Raw genomic sequence first — 21,574 nt, forward strand, 5'->3', positions numbered from 1 at the left:
GGAAAACAAAGTTAACCAACCCAGAGTAAAAATCATCTTAAGATTTGATTGCTCCGTCAACCATACCTTTCATGATATGTTTTTGAGCGATTAAGAATAGGATAATAACTGGTAACATAATTAATAGAGTAGAAGTTAAAATCATATCCCATTGTTTTGTAAATGATCCTGCGAAGTTAGATACTGCGATTGGAAGTGTTTGAATCGCATTTCCTTTACCTAATAATAATAGTGGTAATAAGAAGTCGTTCCAAATCCAAATACCATTTAAAATTAAAATTGTTACATAGATTGGTTTTAAAATTGGTAATACAACATAGAAGAATGTTTGCATTTTGTTACATCCATCTAATTCAGCAGCTTCTTCGATTTCTAGCGGCACACCTTTGATAAATCCATGGAACATGAATACTGATAGAGACATCCCGAATCCAGTATAAGCGAAGATGATACCTGGATAAGTACGTAATAAGCTGAATCCAAATAATGGATTTGTAATTGTGTCACTTAAAATTTTGAACCAAGTAACTAATGGATACATTACAACTTGGAATGGAATTACCATTGATGCTACAAAGATAAAGAATACAACCGTTGATAATTTAGAACGATAACGAACTAATCCCCAAGCAGCTAATGCTGAGAATAGAGTGATTGTTACTAAAGAAATAATTGTAATAATTGTTGAAGCAAAGAATGATGATGGGTATTTAATGGAAGGGTTATTCCAAATTGTTACCGCATTTGTCCATAGTTGACCGAAACTTGCAGGCCATGATAATGGGCTAGCTAAGATTTCAGCAGAACTTTTAGCTGAGTTGATCACTAGTAAAAAGATTGGACTTAAGAATAATAGGAATAAAAGAACTCCAAAAATTTCTAAAAGTAATAAGCCGAGTTTTTGGTTTTTCATTATAAGTCAATCTCCTTCCGTTTAGTGATTGTTGTTTGAACAACACTAATAACTACTAAGATGAAGAATAGAATAACTGCACGAGCTTGACCTTGTGCCATTAAGTTATCTCCTGAAGCAGTGTTATAAATGTTCATTGTAATAAACTCTGTACTTTGGATAGCTTTATCATGCCATAATAGAGATGGTCCACCACCAGTAAGTGAGAAGTTTACGTCGAAAATTTTAAATGAGTTTGTAATTGTTAAGAATAGTGATACCGTAAACGCAGGCATTACCATAGGAATAATAATATGTTTTAATCTTTGTAAAGCATTTGCTCCATCAAGAGAAGCTGATTCTACTAAACTTGAAGGTACATTTTGTAATGCTGCAAAGTAAATCATCATAATATAACCAGCATATTGCCATGTGTTAGTAATAATTAAAGCTAGTACAGCTAATTTAACGTCACCTAAAAATAGATTATCAACTAAAAATTGGCTGCCGATTGCAGTTCCTAAAGCAGGGAATACTGAGTTATAAATGAATTGCCAAATATACCCTAATACAAGTCCCCCGATAAGGTTAGGAATAAAGAATCCAGCTCTGAAAATTTCACTTAATTTAATTTTACTAGATACTAGTAAAGCTAAACCGAATGATACAAAGTTTACAACGACTACGTTAAATAATGCGAAAATTACAGTAATCATTAATGAATATTGGAAACGAGTATCAGCAAAGCTGGTTGTAAAGTTTTTTAATCCAACAAAGTTAATATTAGTTTGAGTAACACTCTTCCAGTCTGTTAGGGAATAGTAGAAACCTAAGAAGAAAGGTACAATAATTACGAGTGCGAAAATGATAAATGCCGGTAGCACAAGCCAGTAAAACGTACGTCTTGCGCGATCGTCACGACTAAGAGCTTTTTTATTCTTAGACATGTTAGGGTTCCTCCTTTTATGTATTACTGAGGTATTAATAACAGCAAACCCACAACGACCGTTGTAAGTAGTTGTGGGCCTGTGTTACATACTTAATTGTTATTTTTGAAGTAAGCTTGGTACTTCTTTGATTTGATTTGTGATCAATTCTTGGAATTTAGCTTTGTCGATTGAACCTTGAGCGTATTGTCCATAGATTGGTCCTAATTTACCCATTAAGAAGTTGTCAGGCATGAAGTATGGGTTATCAAATGAATAAACTGGTTTTTTAGCAGCAACCCATTCAGCTAAGAATTTAGATAATGGAGCGCTAGGCATTTCTTTAGAAGTAGTAAATGCTGAAATCATGTTAGCTTTGTTTACTGTGTATTCTTGACCTTCTTTAGTATCAACTAAGTCATTAAAGAATTTGTTGATTGAGTCTAAAGCTTTAGTATCTTTGTTAACTACATAGTAAGATGGAGCACCGATGAATAATCCATCAGCATTTTTATCTTTACCTAAAGTTTGGTAAGGGATGAATCCCATTTCGAATTTAGCGTTTAATTGTTTTAAGTTAGGATCTTTCCAGTTACCTTGGTGTAAGAATGCTGCTTTACCACTAGCAAATGCAGAGTCCATATCTTCTTGAGTACCAACAGTTAATAATTTTTTCTCAGTGTGTTTGAATAATAATTCAACCCAGTCAGCATAGTTAGATAAACGAGCTGGATCAGTTTCACCTTTAATTACTTGTTGAACAATTGTACGGTCACCATTTGGTAAACCAGAACTTAAGTAAGCAGCAAAGTCGTGGATACCCATGATCCAAGTTTCACCTTCTTTAGTAGCAGTTGCTACTACTGTAGATAAACCTAATTCGTCTTTTTTGCTTTCTAATGTATCCATTGCTTTTTGAACTGCATCAAATGAAGTTAATGAAGCAGGGTCGATACCAGCTTTAGATAATACTTCTTTGTTGTAAGCTAAACCGTAACCTTCAACAGATACTGGGAATCCGTAAACATCGTTTCCTTGTTTGAATTCAAATTCTGTTTTGTCAATCCAGTCACCTTTAAGTGGTTGTAAGTTATCTTTCCATAAGTCGTATCCAGCTTGTCCTTCGATTACGAATACGTCTGGAGCAGTTCCTGCTGTAAATTCAGTTTTTAATTGGTCAGAGATTTTACATGAACCAGAACATGTTTTAATGTTTACTGTAACTCCGTTTTTGTCGCCCCATTCTTTAGCGTATGCTGTTAAAGCATCTTGAATTTCACTCTTGTTACTATATAAAGTGAATTCTTTTTTACCTTCAGAAGATCCTCCTTTTGAAGAGTCTGATGATTTGCTGCCGCAAGCTGCTAATGCTAAACCAGCTAAACCAACAACGAATGATTTTTTAAGCCATGTGTTTGCCATAATTTTTTCCTCCCTTGAGATATATTCAGTTAACGCAAACGATTTCTTAACTGGCTTTAGTATACCCCTTTCAGAAATCGTTTGCAAGACTTTTTTTATAAAAAAATAAAAAAAATTTAGCGTTTACATTTTTTTGTGTAGTTTTGGGATTATATACGAATATCATATAAATAGGTAAAAAGTGGAAAAATAAGCGATTTTCATGTAAAATGTTTTTATAAAAAATTGAATTTGTACTTGCATTTTTATTTTTTTTCTAATAGTATTAAAGGCAAACGGTTGCGTAATTTGGAAAACTACGTATCTAAAATTAATAAAGAAAAGAGGAGTAATACTTATGAAGGAAAGACAATCTGGTGTATTAATGCATATTTCATCTTTACCAGGGAAATATGGAATTGGTTCATTTGGAAAATCTGCTTACGATTTTGTTGATTTTTTAGTACGTAGTAAGCAAACTTATTGGCAAATTTTACCATTAGGAACAACTAGTTATGGAGATTCGCCATACCAATCATTTTCAGCATTTGCTGGGAATACACATTTTTTAGATTTTGATACTTTTCTAAAAGAAGGTTTATTAAGTCAAGATGAATTAGCAGGAAATTGGGGAGATGATTCTACTACTGTTGATTATGCTTTGATTTATGAAAAAAGAAGACCTATTTTAGAAAAAGTTGTTCAACGTTTCTTAGAAAAAGAAGATTTAACAGATTACCATCGTTTTGTGGAAGAAAAAGCAGAATGGTTAGAACCATTTGCTGAGTATATGGCGATTAAAGAGAGTTTTGATATGAAGAGTTGGTCAAAATGGACTGATGAAGATATTAAACGTCGTAAACCTGAAGCTTTAGCTACTTATCGTGAAAAATTAGCAGATAAATTAGAGTATCATCGTGTGACTCAATATTTATTTGATAAACAATGGAAAGCATTAAAACAATATGCGAATGAACATCATATTCAAATTATTGGAGATATGCCGATTTATGTAGCCGAAGATAGTGTAGAAATGTGGGCTACCCCTCATTACTTTAAAACAGATGAAGTTGGAAATGCTGCTTGTGTAGCAGGTTGCCCGCCAGATGGCTTCTCACCATTAGGACAATTATGGGGAAATCCAATTTATAATTGGAGAGCGATGAAGTTAGACGGCTTTACTTGGTGGATTAAACGATTGAAAGCGAGCTTTGAATTGTTTGATGTAGTCAGAATTGACCACTTCCGTGGATTTGCAGCTTACTGGGAAATTCCAGCAGGTGCAACAGATGCTACTGGTGGTGAATGGGTAAAAGGTCCAGGATTTGACTTGTTTGAAGCGGTGAAAAATGAACTTGGTGATTTACCGATTATTGCTGAAGATTTAGGGTTTATGGATGATGCAGTTATTGAATTGCGAGAAGCGACTGGTTTCCCTGGAATGAAAATTTTAGAATTTGGATTTATGGGTTCAGAGCCAAGTAGCACTGATTTACCTCATTATTATCCAGTAAATTCTGTTTCTTACACAGGAACGCATGACAATGATACAGTACTAGGATGGTATGATTCTGCATCAGAGGAAGAACGCGATTTCTGTAATCGTTATTTAAACCGTACAGAAGAACCAATCAGTTATGCTATGTTAAGAAGTCTATACGGTTCAGTAAGTAAGATGACCATTGCAACAATGCAAGATTTATTACAATTAGATACAACAGCTCGTATGAATATTCCAAGCACTCTTGGTGGAAATTGGGTGTGGAGAATGCAAGAAGGAGATATTACACAAGAAGTGGAAGATTTCCTATTAGAGATTACAGAATTGTATGATCGTTCAAACGAACAGTTGTAGGGTTAACAAATAGAAGGAGACAAAAATGCAAACATTAAAACAATATGTAGAAAGTAATTATCATAAATCATTAGGAGAATGTTCAAAAGAAGAAGTATATGTAGCTTTATTACATTATACAAAAGAAAAAAGCGCAGCATTACCATCAAATGAAGGAAAGAAAAAAGTATATTACATTTCTGCAGAATTTTTAATTGGTAAATTGTTGTCAAATAATTTAATCAACTTAGGAATTTATGATGAAGTTAAGGAAGAATTAGAAGCTGAAGGTCATACTTTAGCAGAAATCGAAGAAATTGAATTAGAACCATCATTAGGAAACGGCGGATTAGGTCGTTTAGCAGCATGTTTCTTAGACTCTATCGCAACTCTTGGTTTAGCAGGAGATGGAGTTGGATTAAATTATCACTTTGGATTATTTGAACAAAAATTCAAAGATAATCAACAAAATGCAGTGCCAAATAACTGGTTAACTCCAGATAGTTGGTTAGTTCCAACTTCTGTTTCATACGAAGTGCCATTTGCAAACTTTACATTGAAATCAAAAATGTTCAATATTGATGTTTTAGGGTATGAACAATCTCATAAAAACCAATTACATTTATTTGATGTAGATACAATTGATGAATCATTAGTGCATGATGATTCAATCACATTTGATAAAACAAAAATTGCTGAAAACTTAACATTATTCTTATATCCAGATGACAGTGATGAGCAAGGTGAATTATTACGTATTTACCAACAATACTTCATGGTAAGTAACGGAGCTCAATTATTATTAGATGAAGCAGTTGCTAAAGGAAGTAACTTACATGACTTAGCAGAATATGCAACAGTTCAAATTAATGATACTCACCCATCAATGGTAATCCCAGAATTAATTCGTTTATTAGGCGAACGTGGAATTGAATTTGATGAAGCAGTTGAAATTGTTCGCTCAATGACGGCTTATACAAACCACACAATTTTAGCAGAAGCATTAGAAAAATGGCCTTTACATTACTTAGAACAAGTAGTACCTCACTTAGTGCCAATTATTAAAGAATTAGATGCTCGTGTAAGAGCTCAATTTGATGATGCAAGTGTAGCCATTATTGACGAACATAACCGTGTTCACATGGCGAATATGGATATCCACTATGGATATAGCGTAAATGGTGTAGCAGCATTGCATACAGAAATTTTAAAACAAAGCGAATTGAAGAATTTCTATGAAATTTATCCAGAGAAATTCAATAACAAAACAAACGGTATTACTTTCCGTCGTTGGTTATTACACGCTAACCCAGAATTAGCAAAATTATTAGATCGTACAATTGGAAAAGAATATCGTCATGATGCAACAAAATTAGAAGCGTTAAAAGCTCATACGCATGATTTAGAATTCCAAGAAACATTAAAAGGGATTAAACGTAACAATAAATTACGTTTGAAACACTTCTTACAAGAACACCAAGGTGTAACAGTGAAAGAAGATTCAATTTTTGACGTTCAAATTAAACGTATGCACGAATACAAACGTCAACAAATGAATGCATTATATGTAATTTACAAATACTTAGACATTAAAAATGGAAACATTCCTGCAAAACCAATCACAATTATCTTTGGAGGAAAAGCTGCTCCTGCCTATGTCATTGCGCAAGATATTATTCATTTAATTTTATGTTTATCTGAATTAATTGCAAATGACCCAGAAGTAAGCCCACACTTACAAGTTGTGATGGTAGAAAACTACAATGTTACTGCAGCAACTCATTTAATTCCTGCAGCAGATATCTCAGAGCAAATTTCATTAGCTTCAAAAGAAGCAAGTGGAACAGGAAATATGAAATTCATGTTAAATGGTGCTTTAACATTAGGAACATTAGACGGAGCGAATGTGGAAATCCACGAATTAGTTGGAGATGAAAACATTTATGTCTTTGGTGAAGATAGCGACACTGTTATTAAACATTATGAAAATAGTGATTACCATTCATACTCATACTATGAAAGAGAAGCGATTCGTCCATTAGTAGACTTTATCGTAAGTGACGCTTTAGTATCATTAGGAAATAGAGAACGTCTTGAAAGATTATTCAATGAATTAAGAAATAAAGACTGGTTCATGACTTTATTAGACTTAGAAGACTATATCCAAACAAAAGAACGTATGTTAGTAGATTATCATGATCGTGAAAATTGGATTGCAAAAGTAATTACAAATATTGCAATGGCTGGTTTCTTCTCAAGTGACCGTACAATCGAAGATTACAACCGTGACATTTGGAAATTAAACTAATAGAACAAAAAATGAAGGAGTAAGAAATAACGAGAGTTGTTTCTTGCTCCTTTTTTGAGTTAGAATAAAATAAATTGAAATGGAAAGGAAGATCTAATGAAAGTTATTATGTCACCTGCAAAAGAAATGGCAACAGATGTACCTGTGCAAAAAGATTGGGGGTTAACGGAAGATAGTCAAAAAATTGTATCTGTATTAGCGAATTATAGTAAGGAAGAACTAAAGAAATTATTGAAAGTAAGTGATGCTTTATTAGAAGAAAATTGGGATAAAATTCAAAAGTTTCAAGAAAGTATTACTTATCATGCAATGGATTTATATCAAGGATTAGCATTCCGTAGTTTTAAGCAAGTAGCTGATTGGAAAGAACATAAAGCTTATGCAGTGCAACATCTTAGAATTCTTTCAGCATTATATGGAGCAATCAGTCCAGATGAATGTGTGAAGCCGTATCGCTTAGATTTAACGATGAATTTAAAAGTCGAAGGAGAAACTTTGAAAAAATATTGGAAAGAACGAATTGTAAGTTCTTTTGAAAAAGAAGAATGCATCGTCAATTTAGCAAGCAGTGAGTTTTCTTCGTTATTTAATAAAAAACAATATGATTGGGTAGATGTTGACTTTTATGAGAAAAAAGAAGGGGCATTAAAACAACATTCTACTATTTCAAAAAAAGCTAGAGGAAAAATGGCAGCTTGGATAGTGCTTCATCAAATTCAAGATAAAGCTGAGTTGCGAAATTTTGATGTAGATGGATATACATTTGATGAATCAATTTCAAAAGAAAATCACTATTGCTTTGTAAAAGAAGTTTAAAATAGAGTATAATCTCTATTCGAAAAACGGTTTAGAATATACACAAAAACTATAAAAAGAAATAGTCTACACCCATTGACGAACTTGAATAATTATGTTACTATGTCAAAGGTGCTTTTATACCTGATTCCTGATTAGAAATCATATCAGTCGTGCTGACTGGTAAAAAGGCCACTGAGAGAGACATTGATGTGTCTTTTAATTTTTACAAAAAAATGGACCACCAGGATGTGTGGACCAAGAAGAACCCGATAGGGAAGGAGGAAGAGCTAAATGCCAACAATTAACCAATTAGTCCGTAAACCTCGTAAATCAGCAGTTGAGAAATCAGCTTCTCCAGCGTTAGGTAAAGGATATAACAGCTTTAAAAAATCACAAACGAATACAAACTCTCCACAAAAACGTGGTGTATGTACTCGTGTAGGTACTATGACACCTAAAAAACCTAACTCAGCGTTACGTAAATATGCCCGTGTACGTTTATCAAACTTAATCGAAGTAACTGCGTACATTCCAGGTATCGGTCACAACTTACAAGAACACAGCGTAGTATTAATCCGTGGTGGACGTGTAAAAGACTTACCAGGGGTACGTTACCACATCATCCGTGGTGCTTTAGACACTGCTGGAGTTAACAACCGTATGCAAGGTCGTTCTAAATACGGTACAAAACGTCCTAAAAAATAATTTAGGTTAATAAAATAATAAACAATAACAATAACTCAAAATGATGAAAGGAGGATTATAAATGCCTCGTAAAGGTCCTGTCGCAAAACGTGATGTTTTGCCTGATCCAATTTATAATTCAAAATTAGTTACTCGTTTAATCAACCGTTTAATGGTAGATGGTAAACGTGGTAAAGCAGCAACAATTTTATACAATGCATTTGACATCGTTAAAGAACAAACTGGAAATGATCCAATGGAAGTGTTCGATCAAGCTATGAAGAACATTATGCCAGTATTAGAAGTTAAAGCTCGCCGTGTTGGTGGTTCTAACTATCAAGTACCAGTTGAAGTTCGTTCAGACCGTCGTACTACATTAGGTTTACGTTGGTTAGTAAACTACTCACGCTTACGTGGTGAAGACACTATGGAAGTTCGTTTAGCTCGTGAAATCATGGATGCAGCGAACAACTCAGGAGCTTCTGTTAAAAAACGTGAAGATACTCATAAAATGGCAGAAGCAAACAAAGCGTTTGCTCACTATCGTTGGTAAGATTCAAAAAGCCTTCGGGCTTTTTAATCTATGCATAAAATAATCATTAAATAAAGAGGTGTAGAACGAAGATGGCAAAGAGAGAATTTACTCTTGAAAACACGCGTAATATCGGTATCATGGCTCACATTGACGCAGGTAAAACTACAACAACTGAGCGTGTACTTTATTACACTGGTAAAATCCATAAAATTGGTGAAACTCACGAAGGTGCTTCACAAATGGACTGGATGGAACAAGAACAAGAACGTGGTATCACTATCACATCTGCTGCTACAACAGCACAATGGAAAGGTCACCGTATTAACATCATTGACACACCAGGGCACGTGGACTTCACAGTTGAAGTAGAACGTTCTCTACGTGTATTAGATGGAGCTGTAGCGGTACTTGATGCACAGTCTGGGGTTGAACCTCAAACAGAAACTGTATGGCGTCAAGCTACAACATATGGTGTTCCTCGTATCGTATTTGCTAACAAAATGGACAAAATTGGTGCAGACTTCTTATATTCTGTACGTACAATTCATGAACGTTTACAAGCAAATGCTCACCCAATTCAATTACCAATCGGTGCTGAAGATGAGTTTTCAGGTATCATCGATTTAATTAAAATGAAAGCTGAAATCTATACAAATGACTTAGGTACAGATATCCAAGAAACAGATATCCCTGAAGATTTACAAGATTTAGCTGAAGAATGGCGTGAAAAATTAGTGGAAGCAGTAGCTGAAACTGATGAAGAATTAATGGAACGCTATTTAGAAGGCGACGAAATTTCACAAGAAGAATTAAAAGCAGCTATCCGTAAAGCTACATGTGCTGCTGAATTCTACCCAGTATTATGTGGATCAGCTTTCAAAAACAAAGGGGTACAATTAATGTTAGATGCAGTAGTTGACTACTTACCATCACCATTAGACGTACCAGCTATTAAAGGGATTGACCCTAACACTGATGCAGAAGTAGAACGTCACTCTTCAGATGAAGAACCATTCTCAGCATTAGCATTTAAAGTTATGACTGACCCATTCGTAGGTCGTTTAACATTCTTCCGTGTGTACTCTGGTACTTTACAATCAGGTTCATATGTTAAAAACTCAACTAAAGGTAAACGTGAACGTGTAGGACGTATCTTACAAATGCACGCTAACTCACGTCAAGAAATTCCTGAAGTATTCTCAGGAGATATCGCTGCAGCAGTAGGTCTTAAAGATACAACTACTGGGGACACATTATGTGATGAAAAAGCAGAAGTTATCTTAGAGTCTATGGAATTCCCTGATCCAGTTATCGAAGTAGCGATTGAACCAAAATCAAAAGCTGACCAAGATAAAATGGGTATTGCATTACAAAAACTTGCTGAAGAAGACCCAACATTCCGTGCTTACACTAACCAAGAAACTGGTGAAACAGTTATCGCTGGTATGGGTGAGTTACACTTGGATATCATCGTAGACCGTATGCGTCGTGAATTCAAAGTAGAAGCTAACGTAGGTGCTCCTCAAGTATCTTACCGTGAAACATTCCGTGCTTCTACTCAAGCAGAAGGTAAATTCGTTCGTCAATCAGGTGGTAAAGGTCAATACGGTCACGTATGGATTGAATTTGCTCCTAACGAAGAAGGTGCTGGATTCGAATTCGAAAATGCTATCGTCGGTGGGGTAGTTCCTCGTGAATACATCCCAGCTGTAGAAGCAGGATTGAAAGATGCTATGGAAAACGGGGTATTAGCTGGTTATCCATTAGTTGACATCAAAGCTAAATTATATGATGGAAGCTACCATGATGTCGATTCATCAGAAACTGCCTTCAAAGTTGCTGCTTCAATGGCATTGAAAGCTGCTGCTAAGAAAGCACAACCATCTATCTTAGAACCAATGATGGCTGTAGAAATTACAGTTCCAGAAGAATACTTCGGAGATGTAATGGGTCACGTTAACGCTCGTCGTGGACGCGTTGAAGGTTCTGAAGTTCGTGGTAATGCACAAATCGTTAAAGGTATGATTCCTTTATCAGAAATGTTCGGTTACGCAACTACATTACGTTCTGCAACACAAGGTCGTGGTACATTCTCAATGACATTCGACCACTACGAAGATGTTCCTAAGAGCATTGCAGAAGAAATCATTAAGAAAAATGGCGGAAATGGCGAATAATGAATCGCTAAAAACGCAACTTCATCAAAGAATCTAGGTCGACTGGTTACCTAGTGTAACCAGTTGATTTTTATAGGTATTCTTTGGTATAATTCAAATCGGTAGATACTGTTATAGAATCTAACAAAAATACTCAAACATTTAGGAGGAATTATTTAAAATGGCAAAAGAAAAATTTGACCGCTCAAAACCACACGTTAACATTGGTACAATTGGCCACGTTGACCACGGTAAAACAACTTTAACTGCAGCTATCACAACTGTTTTAGCTAAGAAAGGTTTCGCACAAGCTCAAGATTACGGTTCAATCGATAAAGCTCCAGAAGAACGCGAACGTGGTATCACTATCAACACTGCTCACGTTGAGTATGAAACTGACACTCGTCACTATGCTCACGTTGACTGCCCAGGACACGCGGACTACGTTAAAAACATGATCACTGGTGCTGCTCAAATGGACGGTGCTATCTTAGTAGTATCTGCAGCTGACGGTCCAATGCCTCAAACACGTGAACACATCTTATTATCACGTCAAGTAGGTGTTCCTTACATCGTTGTATTCTTAAACAAAGTTGACATGGTTGACGATGAAGAATTATTAGAATTAGTAGAAATGGAAGTTCGTGACTTATTATCAGAATACGATTTCCCAGGCGATGACACTCCAGTTGTTGCAGGTTCTGCTTTACGCGCTTTAGAAGGCGATGCATCTTACGAAGAAAAAATCTTAGAATTAATGGCTGCTGTTGACGAATATATCCCAACTCCAGAACGTGACACTGACAAACCATTCATGATGCCAGTCGAAGACGTATTCTCAATCACTGGTCGTGGTACTGTAGCTACAGGACGTGTTGAACGTGGACAAGTTCGTGTTGGTGACGAAGTAGAAATCGTTGGTATTTCTGAAGAAACTTCTAAAACAACTGTTACAGGTGTTGAAATGTTCCGTAAATTGTTAGACTACGCTGAAGCTGGGGATAACATTGGTACATTATTACGTGGTGTTACACGTGACAACATCGAACGTGGACAAGTTCTTTCTAAACCAGGAACAATCACTCCACATACAAAATTCAAAGCAGAGGTTTACGTATTAACTAAAGAAGAAGGCGGACGTCACACTCCATTCTTCTCTAACTACCGTCCTCAATTCTATTTCCGTACAACAGACATCACTGGTGTTTGTGTGTTACCAGAAGGTACTGAAATGGTAATGCCTGGTGACAACGTAACTATGGAAGTTGAATTAATTCACCCAGTTGCGATCGAAGATGGTACTAAGTTCTCTATCCGTGAAGGTGGACGTACTGTAGGTGCTGGAATCGTAGCTTCTATCGAAAAATAATTTTTATTAAATTGATTTTCAATCCTCCCTTTATGGGAGGATTTTTTTTATATAAAAATTCTAATTGAAAACTGTTCTCATTCTAGATTGCTAGTTTTGGGTAGCGATATTTTGAATTTTATGCTACTCTATATCAGTATATTTTAATGAAAGAATAGGAGGCGTTTGGAATGATAGAGCTGATTGCAACAGTTGAATCAATCCAACAAGCGCAAGCACTACTTGAAGCAGGAGTAGATGTATTGTGCTTTGGTGAAGACTTATTTGGTTTAAGATTACCAATGTCGTTTTCACGAGATGAACAAAAAGAATTAACAGAATTAGCACATCGCTATGGTAAAAAAGTAAATGTAGCGGTGAATGCGATTTTTCATAATGAAGGAATTGCAAAAGTTCCGGAATATTTACAATTTTTAAAATCTATTAATGTAGATATGATTACAGTAGGAGATCCTGGTGTTGTTCAAATTATGAAGAACCCAGAATATTCAATTCCTTATTATTATGACGCTGCTGTGTTAGTAACAAGTAGCAGACAAGTTAATTTTTGGGCTAAACGTGGAGCGATAGGTGCAGTGATTGCTAGAGAAATTCCAAGAGCAGAAATGGAAATTTTAGCAAGCCAAGTGGAAGTTCCAATTGAAGTGTTAGTTTATGGTGCAACATGTATCCATCATTCTAAACGTCCATTATTACAAAATTACTTTAACTATATTGAGAAAGAAGAAAGTGTTGAGAAAAAACGTGGGTTGTTCGTGAGTGAACCTGCAGATGAAGATTCTCATTATTCAATCTATCAAGACATTAATGGGACTCATATTTTCGCGAATAATGATGTTTCTCTTGCTCCTTACTTATTAGAATTAAGTCAAATGGGTGTTCCTCAATGGAAATTTGATGGAGTTTTAACTCCTGGCGATAACTTTGTTAAAGTGGTTCAATTATTTGATAATGCCCGTAAAGAAATCGAAGCAGGTACTTGGACAGTTGAAAAGAGTGCTAGCTTAGAATTACAAGTAAGAGAACTTCATCCAGAACAACGTGGTTTAGACGCAGGATTTTATATTTTAAATCCAGAAGATGTGAAATAGGAGGAGACAAATGGGAAGAAAAATTTTGAAAAAACCAGAAGTTCTTGCTCCAGCAGGAACACTTGAAAAATTAAAAACAGCCATTTTATATGGTGCAGATGCAGTATTCTTAGGAGGAGAAGCTTACGGACTAAGAAGTCGTGCAGGGAACTTTGATTTCGAAGAAATGAAAGAGGCAGTAGAATTTGCGCATAGCCATAATGCTAAAGTATATATTGCAGCGAACATGGTTACTCATGAAGGAGACGAAAAAGGTGCGGGAGAATTTTTCCGTACAGTTCGCGACCTTGGAATTGACGCTGCGATTATCAGTGATATGGCATTAATGGATATTTGTGCTTCAGAAGCTCCTGGATTACCAATTCACCTTTCAACACAAGCTTCTGCAGCAAACTGGGAAACATTAAACTTCTGGAAAGATGAAGGGTTAGAGCGTGTCGTTTTAGCACGCGAAGTTTCTATGGCAGAAATTCAAGAAATGCAAGAAAAAGTGGATGTTGAAATTGAAGCATTCATTCATGGTGCAATGTGTATTTCTTATTCAGGTCGTTGTGTATTATCTAATCACATGGTACGTCGTGATGCAAACCGTGGAGGTTGTGCTCAATCTTGTCGTTGGAAATATGGTTTGTTTGATATGCCATTTGCGAATGAGAAAAATATGGTTGGTGCTGGTGAAGAAGGTATCGAAGAAAAATTCTCTATGAGTGCGGTCGACTTATCAATGATTCATAACTTACCAGATTTAATTGAAGCTGGAGTAGATAGCTTGAAAATTGAAGGACGTATGAAGTCTATTCACTATGTTTCAACAGTGGCAAATGTATACCGTGCTGCAGTAGATAGTTATTGTGAAGATCCAGATAATTATGTATGTAAACAAGAATGGGTAGATGAATTATGGAAAGCAGCTCAACGTGAGTTAGCAACAGGATTCTATTATCAAATTCCTACAGAAGAAGAACAATTATTTGGTGCTCGTCGTCAAATTCCGCAATATGCCTTCGTAGGCCAAGTGTTAGAATATGACCCAGAAACTCAAATTGCTACCATTCAACAAAGAAATAACTTTAAAGTTGGAGATCATATTGAGTTTTATGGACCAGGTATGCGTCATCATGAAGAAGTATTAACAATTTTATGGGATGAAAATGGTGAAGAAATCGAAGCAGCTCCTCATGCAATGATGATTTGTAAGATGAAAGTAACTGAACCAGTGAAACCATTAGACATGATTCGAAAAAGAAGGTAAAATAGATACAAATAAAAATTGAGAAAGGAGACGATTATGTCATTACCAAATTGTCCAAAGTGTAATTCAGAATACACATATGAAGATGGTGTATTATTAGTTTGTCCAGAATGTGCTTATGAATGGGAGCAAGGCCAAGAACTAGAAGAAGATGGAGTAGTTGCCATCGATGCAAATGGAAATCGTTTAGAAAATGGAGATACTGTAACAGTGATTAAAGATTTAAAAGTTAAAGGTGCTCCAAAAGATATTAAACAAGGAACTCGTGTAAAAAATATTCGTATCGTAGAAGGAGACCACAATATTGATTGTAAAATTGATGGTTTTGGTGCGATGAAATTAAAGTCTGAATTCGTAAAAAAAATCTAATTCAATAGCAAAGCTGAGGAGAAATCCTCAGCTTTTTATGATTTCTTAAAAATCTACAAAATATTTCAAAAGAGGTTTGACGGAAATTTTTCTAGAGAATATAATGAAGAGGAATATAAGTTAAAGGATGGAAAATTTCACGTGGCTCAACAAAATGTGATGCAAGAATCTCAAAATAATTCTAAATATAAACGTGTAGCAGCCCTTGATGGTTTTAAAGGAATGATGATTCTTGCAATTATAGGGTATTATTATTTTCAAAATTATTTGCCAGGTGGTTTTTTTGCGGTAAATGCATTTTTTGCGATAGGTGGATATTTAGCATTTCGTGATAATAAGCATTTGTTTCATAAAAAACCAGTAGAATGGCATTTGTCATCAAAACTATCTCGATTATGGCTTCCGATGTTATTTATGATTATTGGGACGGTAGCATTTTTATTTATTGCATTACCAGAACAGTTAAAAAATGTTCGAATGATGTCATTATCGTCTTTAGTATTTTTCAATAATTACTATCAAATTATTAATCAACAATCTTATTTTGTACAATCGATTAATCCAAGTCCATTTGTTCATTTATGGTATGTATCCCTTTATTTACAATTAATATTTATATCCGTTGGTATTAGGAAAATATTTAATCGTTTAAATTTATTACGAATGCAAGAAAGTTTAGTATTATTAATTCTAAGTATTTTTTCAGCAGTGTTAATGAGTGGAATGTATGTCATACAAAAAGATCCTTCGTATATTTATTATGCAATTTCAACAAGAATTTTTTCGTTTTTATTAGGAGGAGTTTTAAGTTATTTTACTGAAGGAAAACTATCTCTATCTTTGCCGAAAAACAATTTTGTATTATTGTGTACTCAATTACTAGGAATTATAAGTCTCTTATTAATGGGGTGGATGACGTTAAAATTTAACGGTGTGCAGGATGAAACTTATTTGTATGGGATGCAATTATTTTCTATTGTTTCTGTTATCTTTTTATGGAGTATCTTATATGAAAATTCTGCATTGAACTATTTTTTACGATTTAGAGGATTTACGATTTTTGGGAGAAGAAGTTTTTCTTATTATTTATGGTTTTATCCAGTGCATATGTTTGCTCCATATTTTCAAAGAGGAGAAGAATCTAATTTAATTTATTTAAGTGTTCAAATTTTCTGTATTGTAGTATTAGCAGAAGTAACTTATAAGGTTTTTGAAACGAAAAAATGGTTAGTGCCTTTTGGGCAATCGTTTAGCTTAAGAAGTATTTATCAGTTTACTGTGAATGATTTATCACCCGTTAAGAAAATGATAGGGATAGTATTTTCATTTACTTATGTTATTTTAATAGGGTTAGCATTTGTTGGATTTTTCCAATCTTCGAAAGAAAACAATTTAGTAGCACAGCAGTTGGAAAGTGTTATTAAGCGAAATCAAGAATTGATTGAGCAAACGACGCAAGAAGAAAGCACAACGGTTAATCCAAATAAAAAAATTGAATTGAAAGAACAAATAGCTCAGGAAACAGTGACTTTTATTGGGGATTCTATTTTATTGGCGGCAGCAGATAAAGTTCAAGAATTATTCCCTAAAGCGATTATTGATGGAAAGGTAGGAAGACAATTATATTCTAGTCCTGCAACTTTAAAAGAGGTAATTTCTAAGGGGAAAATGGCTGATAAAGTTGTTACTGTTTTAGGAACTAATGGTACTTTTTCTCAAAAGCAATTAGATGAATATATCCATATATTAGGGGAAGATAGAGAATTGTATTTTGTAACGATTTTTGCTCCAGTGAAATGGAATAATGAGGTAAATCAACAATTGCATGAAGCTAAAAATAGATTTTCAAATGTACATATCATTGATTGGTATGAATTTGCAAAAAATCATGCTGAATGGTTTTATGAGGATAAAATTCATCCGAATAATCAAGGTGCTGAAGAATTTGCTAAATATTTATTAGATTCTATGACGCACATTAAAATGAGTGAATAACATTTAACATCATTAAAATAGTTTATAGACTATTTTAATGGTGTTTTTGTTTTTGAAACATAAAAAACAGATATCTTGATGTGTACTTATTTTATATGAGCAATGTGAGGGAGTGAGCTAAAAGACTTGAGAAAATATTATGGTTTTGGTATATTAATGATAAATGCAAAAGGAAAGAGGAAATTGTTTGCAAAGTGCTAGTCACAGCCTTCGATTAATGGGAGCTTCTATTACGTTAACGATTTTTCATGAAGATGCACAGAATTTATTGTTACAGAGTGAACAACTGTTACATCTTTATAAAAATCGTTTCAGTGCTAATGATGTTGATTCAGAACTAATGGAGATTAATTTACAAGCTGGAAAGAAAGCAGTTCAAGTCCATCCAGAATTGTTTGAATTGATTAAGTTAGGGAAGAAACATAGTATTGCAGCGAATAGTCATCTTAACATTGCGATTGGCCCTTTAGTTCAAACGTGGAGAATTGGTTTTTCAGATGCTAAACTTCCTTCAGAAGAAGAGATTCAAAGGTTATTAAAAATAACAAATCCTGAAGAAATAGTCTTAAATGATTTAAATAGAGAAGTCTATTTGTCAAAAGAAGGGATGAGAATCGATTTAGGAGCGTTAGCAAAAGGATATATTGCTGATAAATTAAAAGAATTTTTGATAGAAAAAGGAGTTCAATCAGGAATTATTGATTTAGGAGGTAATATTCTTACAATTGGTGAAAATCCAACTTTTCACAGACCATGGAGAATTGGAATTCAAAATCCTGCATTAGACAGAGGAAATCATGTTGCAGTTATTGAGGTATCTGATACGTCTGTTGTAACTTCTGGGATTTATGAACGTCAATTAGTGGTAGATGGCAAAACTTATCACCACATATTTGATCGAACAACAGGTTATCCAATGGAAACAGAACTAGTTAGTATTACAATAGTTGCTGAAAAATCAGTAGATTGCGAAATATGGACGACACGTTTGTTTGGACAAAATCCATATGACATTATTGAAGAAATCGAACAACAACCCGGACTGGAAGCATTTGTGATTACAAAAAATCAAAAAATGATGTATACATCTGGAATTCATTTCGTTTAATCAGAGATGTATAGAAAGGAATTATTATGACAAAATTTATTGCACTTGTAGGAACAAACTCACAACGTTCTACAAACCGTACTTTATTACAATATATGCAAAAACATTTTGCAGATAAAGTTGAAATTGAATTAGTGGAAATTAAAGATATTCCATTATTCAACAAACCAGCAAATAAACAAGTACCAGAACTTGTAACAGAAATTGCTGCTAAAATTGAAGCTGCTGATGGAGTAATCATTGGTACTCCAGAATATGACCACGCTATTCCAGCTGTATTAATGAGCGCATTAGCATGGTTATCGTATGGTATTCATCCATTATTAAATAAACCAGTAATGATTACAGGAGCATCTTATGGAACATTAGGATCTTCTCGTGCTCAATTACAATTGCGTCAAATTTTGGACTCTCCAGAATTAAAAGCAAATGTTATGCCAGGATCTGAGTTCTTATTATCTCACTCACTTCAAGCATTTGATAAAAAAGGTGATTTAATCGATTTAGATACAATCAAAAAATTAGATGCATTATTTGATGATTTCCGCTTATTCGTGAAAATTACTCAAAAATTAAGAAGTGCACAAGATTTATTACATAAAGAAGCAGAAAACTTTGATTGGGAAAATATTTAATATCACAATAAGAGAGGAAAAGACATTATGAAATTTGTAGGGATTGTAGGTTCAAATGCTGAACTATCATATAACCGTAAATTATTACAATTCATTCAACGTGAATTTAAATTAAAATTTGAATTAGAAGTTCTTGAAATTGATGAAGTTCCAGTATTCAATCAAGATGAAAAATGGGATGATTGCTTCCAATTACGTTATTTGTATAACAAAATTACTCGTGCTGACGGTGTTATCATTGCAACTCCAGAACACAACCATACAATTACAGCATCACTAAAAAGTGTTTTAGAATGGCTATCATTTAAAGTGCATCCATTTGAAAATAAACCTGTTATGATTGTAGGTGCTTCATACCATGATCAAGGAACATCACGTGCACAAGTACATTTACGTAAAATTTTAGATGCTCCAGGTGTGAATGCATATACATTACCAGGAAATGAATTCTTATTAGGAAAAGCTAAAGAAGCATTTGATGCTAATGGAAATATCACGAATGAAGGAACAGTGAAATTCTTAGAATCTTGCTTAGATAACTTTGTAAAATATGTGGAGGTCGTTTCTAAATTGAAAAAACCAAAACCAATTGCTCCGGAAGATTTATATTGTACTAACCCAATTGCAACTACTATTCAAGGCGTTGACCCAGATGATCCAGAATGGGTTGAAAAAGCAGCAGAAATCGTTGGTGCAGTATCAGGAGATACTTATGTTAAATTAGATCACGGTATCTTAACAGTAAACCAATTGGATATGTTCTTAAAAGCAATGCCGTTTGAATTAACTTTTGCAGATGACAACAACCAATTCTTATACTATAATAACGCTCACCAAGAACCAAACACAATGTTTGGTAAACGTGTACGTGCTCAATCAGGTAGCAGATTAGGAACTGTACATGGTTCATTACCGCCAGCAAGAATGAAAAACGTTGAGTGGGTTGTAGGCGTATTACGTAATGGTGATCAAGAATACGTTCGTACAATTGTACCTGGAACACCAGAAGGTGTTATTAATACTCATAATTATCAAGCAATGTACTATCCAGATGGTTCATATGCTGGAATTAATGAAATTATCTTCAACTTCCAACCATGGTTAGATTGGTATTTAAAAACAACTGGTCAACGTTTAGTTGGAGGAAATGCTCCAGCTGCAGCAGCACATGGTTCACATGGAAATGCAGATGCAACATCAGGAGCTTCATCAGATACTCCAAGTCATGGTGAAGCAGACGCAACTTCAAGTGCAAGTAACTAAAAATAATAAAAAAGGCAAGCGAAATTTTCGTTTGCCTTTTTTTAGTATTAAAAATATTGTTTTAAGATTTGGAGTTCGGAAAAATTTAAAGGTCGATACTCACCCGGGGAAAGAGATTCATCTAAAAGAAATTCACCAAAACGAATTCTTCTTAGAAAAGTTACTTTAACTCCAACACATAAAAACATCTTTTTAATTTGATGAAACTTTCCTTCTGAAATTGTAACAGTAGCTTTACTAAAGAATGGAGAAGACTCAAGAATTGATAATTTAGCAGGTTTACAAATCGTTCCATCATGAAATATAATTCCATCATAAAATCTCTGAATACAGGAATCGTCTAAAAGCCCATTTACTTCTACATAATATTCCTTTTCAATATGTTGAATAGGATTTAATAAACGATAGCCTAAAGGTCCGTTATTCGTAATGATTAAAAGCCCTTCTGTATCTCTATCTAATCGACCAATGGGATATAATCCTTCGACATTTTCATTTTTAAATAAATCAATAACTGTAGGAAGTTGAGAATCGGTGGTAGCAGTGATGACTCCTTTAGGTTTATTTAATAAATAATACTTTTGGGAGTTATCTTCCATTCGACTTCCTTGAACGGTAATCACTTGAATTTGAGGATCGACATTATTACTTACATGAGTTGCGGGAATTGAATCGATTAGTACTTCACCAGAAGAAATTAATTTTTTCATTTGCTTTCGAGAAATATCAAAATGCTTCATTAATAAATGCTCCAGACGCATAAAAACCTCCTTAATAAATATTCGAAAAAATTATAGCATAATTTTATAAAAAAAGGTTGACGATGAAGTATATCTATGATAAATTATTAAACGTTGTTGCGAAACAACAAAAAATAACTCTGAAACAATTTTCAAAAAATGAAAAAAGTTGTTGACAGAGAAAAACACCTATGATAGTATATAGGAGTTGTCGCGAT

General features: G+C 34.3%; 18 protein-coding genes. 14 read left to right on the plus strand and 4 right to left on the minus strand.

What is annotated here, in order from left to right; genetic code table 11:
• Positions 1-37: 37 nt before the first annotated feature.
• The 3 genes from RWO76_RS06350 to RWO76_RS06360 all read right to left on the minus strand — a co-directional run bounded on the left by RWO76_RS06350 (position 38) and on the right by RWO76_RS06360 (position 3,240).
• Positions 38-913 (minus strand): carbohydrate ABC transporter permease, encoded by an 876-nt coding sequence (locus RWO76_RS06350; RefSeq protein WP_314354825.1) that lies wholly within the window; start codon positions 911-913, stop codon positions 38-40.
• Complete coding sequence (locus RWO76_RS06355) at positions 913-1,839, minus strand: sugar ABC transporter permease (RefSeq protein WP_314354826.1); 927 nt, start codon at positions 1,837-1,839, stop codon at positions 913-915. Before RWO76_RS06355 ends, RWO76_RS06350 begins: the two co-directional genes overlap by 1 nt.
• 99 nt (positions 1,840-1,938) lie before the next feature.
• A complete protein-coding gene (locus RWO76_RS06360) occupies positions 1,939-3,240 on the minus strand; it encodes an extracellular solute-binding protein (protein WP_314354827.1) in 1,302 nt (433 codons plus the stop codon).
• A 313-nt stretch (positions 3,241-3,553) separates the two neighbouring features.
• Between RWO76_RS06360 and malQ the strand changes: the two genes are divergently transcribed.
• From malQ to RWO76_RS06430, 14 genes are all read left to right on the plus strand, one after another.
• A complete protein-coding gene (gene malQ, locus RWO76_RS06365) occupies positions 3,554-5,074 on the plus strand; it encodes a 4-alpha-glucanotransferase (RefSeq protein ID WP_314354837.1) in 1,521 nt (506 codons plus the stop codon).
• A 25-nt stretch (positions 5,075-5,099) separates the two neighbouring features.
• Complete coding sequence (locus RWO76_RS06370; protein WP_314354828.1) at positions 5,100-7,361, plus strand: glycogen/starch/alpha-glucan phosphorylase; 2,262 nt, start codon at positions 5,100-5,102, stop codon at positions 7,359-7,361.
• Between the two features lie 96 nt (positions 7,362-7,457).
• On the plus strand, positions 7,458-8,177 hold the full coding sequence (gene yaaA, locus RWO76_RS06375; RefSeq protein ID WP_314354829.1) for a peroxide stress protein YaaA: 720 nt from the start codon (positions 7,458-7,460) through the stop codon (positions 8,175-8,177).
• Positions 8,178-8,450: 273 nt separating this feature from the next.
• Positions 8,451-8,864, plus strand: a complete 414-nt coding sequence (gene rpsL / locus RWO76_RS06380) for a 30S ribosomal protein S12 (RefSeq protein WP_005607493.1) — start codon at positions 8,451-8,453, stop codon at positions 8,862-8,864.
• 61 nt (positions 8,865-8,925) lie between these two features.
• Complete coding sequence (gene rpsG, locus RWO76_RS06385) at positions 8,926-9,396, plus strand: 30S ribosomal protein S7 (protein WP_006703607.1); 471 nt, start codon at positions 8,926-8,928, stop codon at positions 9,394-9,396.
• A 71-nt stretch (positions 9,397-9,467) separates the two neighbouring features.
• Positions 9,468-11,555: an elongation factor G gene (gene fusA, locus RWO76_RS06390; protein ID WP_006703606.1), complete on the plus strand. Its 2,088-nt coding sequence runs from the start codon at positions 9,468-9,470 to the stop codon at positions 11,553-11,555.
• A 160-nt stretch (positions 11,556-11,715) separates the two neighbouring features.
• Positions 11,716-12,903: an elongation factor Tu gene (tuf, locus tag RWO76_RS06395; RefSeq protein WP_006703605.1), complete on the plus strand. Its 1,188-nt coding sequence runs from the start codon at positions 11,716-11,718 to the stop codon at positions 12,901-12,903.
• Between the two features lie 170 nt (positions 12,904-13,073).
• Positions 13,074-13,994 carry a peptidase U32 family protein gene (locus RWO76_RS06400; protein WP_006703604.1) on the plus strand — a complete coding sequence of 307 codons (921 nt, stop codon included), beginning with the start codon at positions 13,074-13,076 and terminating at the stop codon, positions 13,992-13,994.
• A 10-nt stretch (positions 13,995-14,004) separates the two neighbouring features.
• A complete protein-coding gene (locus RWO76_RS06405) occupies positions 14,005-15,246 on the plus strand; it encodes a U32 family peptidase (protein WP_314354830.1) in 1,242 nt (413 codons plus the stop codon).
• A 36-nt stretch (positions 15,247-15,282) separates the two neighbouring features.
• Positions 15,283-15,615 (plus strand): zinc ribbon domain-containing protein YjdM, encoded by a 333-nt coding sequence (locus RWO76_RS06410; protein WP_314354831.1) that lies wholly within the window; start codon positions 15,283-15,285, stop codon positions 15,613-15,615.
• A 141-nt stretch (positions 15,616-15,756) separates the two neighbouring features.
• Positions 15,757-17,610 carry an acyltransferase family protein gene (locus tag RWO76_RS06415; RefSeq protein ID WP_314354832.1) on the plus strand — a complete coding sequence of 618 codons (1,854 nt, stop codon included), beginning with the start codon at positions 15,757-15,759 and terminating at the stop codon, positions 17,608-17,610.
• Positions 17,611-17,797: 187 nt separating this feature from the next.
• On the plus strand, positions 17,798-18,718 hold the full coding sequence (locus RWO76_RS06420) for an FAD:protein FMN transferase (protein ID WP_314354833.1): 921 nt from the start codon (positions 17,798-17,800) through the stop codon (positions 18,716-18,718).
• Positions 18,719-18,744: 26 nt separating this feature from the next.
• A complete protein-coding gene (locus tag RWO76_RS06425; RefSeq protein ID WP_314354834.1) occupies positions 18,745-19,353 on the plus strand; it encodes an NADPH-dependent FMN reductase in 609 nt (202 codons plus the stop codon).
• 27 nt (positions 19,354-19,380) lie between these two features.
• Positions 19,381-20,616 (plus strand): NAD(P)H-dependent oxidoreductase, encoded by a 1,236-nt coding sequence (locus RWO76_RS06430; RefSeq protein WP_314354835.1) that lies wholly within the window; start codon positions 19,381-19,383, stop codon positions 20,614-20,616.
• 47 nt (positions 20,617-20,663) lie between these two features.
• Here the strand turns inward: RWO76_RS06430 and RWO76_RS06435 are convergent, their stop codons facing one another.
• Entirely contained in the window at positions 20,664-21,377 is a 714-nt protein-coding gene (locus tag RWO76_RS06435; RefSeq protein WP_314354836.1) for a pseudouridine synthase, read from the minus strand.
• Positions 21,378-21,574 lie beyond the last annotated feature (197 nt).

The sequence above is a fragment of the uncultured Granulicatella sp. genome, from assembly GCF_963521425.1.
Classification (GTDB): domain Bacteria; phylum Bacillota; class Bacilli; order Lactobacillales; family Aerococcaceae; genus Granulicatella.

What these genes read in the sequence shown, in the direction of transcription:
- RWO76_RS06410 (WP_314354831.1), top strand. Translation starts at nt 15,283, where the DNA reads ATGTCATTACCAAATTGTCCAAAGTGTAATTCAGAATACACATATGAA.
- RWO76_RS06355 (WP_314354826.1), bottom strand. Translation starts at nt 1,839, where the DNA reads ATGTCTAAGAATAAAAAAGCTCTTAGTCGTGACGATCGCGCAAGACGT.
- RWO76_RS06350 (WP_314354825.1), bottom strand. Translation starts at nt 913, where the DNA reads ATGAAAAACCAAAAACTCGGCTTATTACTTTTAGAAATTTTTGGAGTT.
- RWO76_RS06430 (WP_314354835.1), top strand. Translation starts at nt 19,381, where the DNA reads ATGAAATTTGTAGGGATTGTAGGTTCAAATGCTGAACTATCATATAAC.
- RWO76_RS06425 (WP_314354834.1), top strand. Translation starts at nt 18,745, where the DNA reads ATGACAAAATTTATTGCACTTGTAGGAACAAACTCACAACGTTCTACA.
- rpsG (WP_006703607.1), top strand. Translation starts at nt 8,926, where the DNA reads ATGCCTCGTAAAGGTCCTGTCGCAAAACGTGATGTTTTGCCTGATCCA.
- RWO76_RS06405 (WP_314354830.1), top strand. Translation starts at nt 14,005, where the DNA reads ATGGGAAGAAAAATTTTGAAAAAACCAGAAGTTCTTGCTCCAGCAGGA.
- rpsL (WP_005607493.1), top strand. Translation starts at nt 8,451, where the DNA reads ATGCCAACAATTAACCAATTAGTCCGTAAACCTCGTAAATCAGCAGTT.
- yaaA (WP_314354829.1), top strand. Translation starts at nt 7,458, where the DNA reads ATGAAAGTTATTATGTCACCTGCAAAAGAAATGGCAACAGATGTACCT.
- RWO76_RS06370 (WP_314354828.1), top strand. Translation starts at nt 5,100, where the DNA reads ATGCAAACATTAAAACAATATGTAGAAAGTAATTATCATAAATCATTA.
- RWO76_RS06360 (WP_314354827.1), bottom strand. Translation starts at nt 3,240, where the DNA reads ATGGCAAACACATGGCTTAAAAAATCATTCGTTGTTGGTTTAGCTGGT.
- fusA (WP_006703606.1), top strand. Translation starts at nt 9,468, where the DNA reads ATGGCAAAGAGAGAATTTACTCTTGAAAACACGCGTAATATCGGTATC.
- tuf (WP_006703605.1), top strand. Translation starts at nt 11,716, where the DNA reads ATGGCAAAAGAAAAATTTGACCGCTCAAAACCACACGTTAACATTGGT.
- RWO76_RS06400 (WP_006703604.1), top strand. Translation starts at nt 13,074, where the DNA reads ATGATAGAGCTGATTGCAACAGTTGAATCAATCCAACAAGCGCAAGCA.
- RWO76_RS06435 (WP_314354836.1), bottom strand. Translation starts at nt 21,377, where the DNA reads ATGCGTCTGGAGCATTTATTAATGAAGCATTTTGATATTTCTCGAAAG.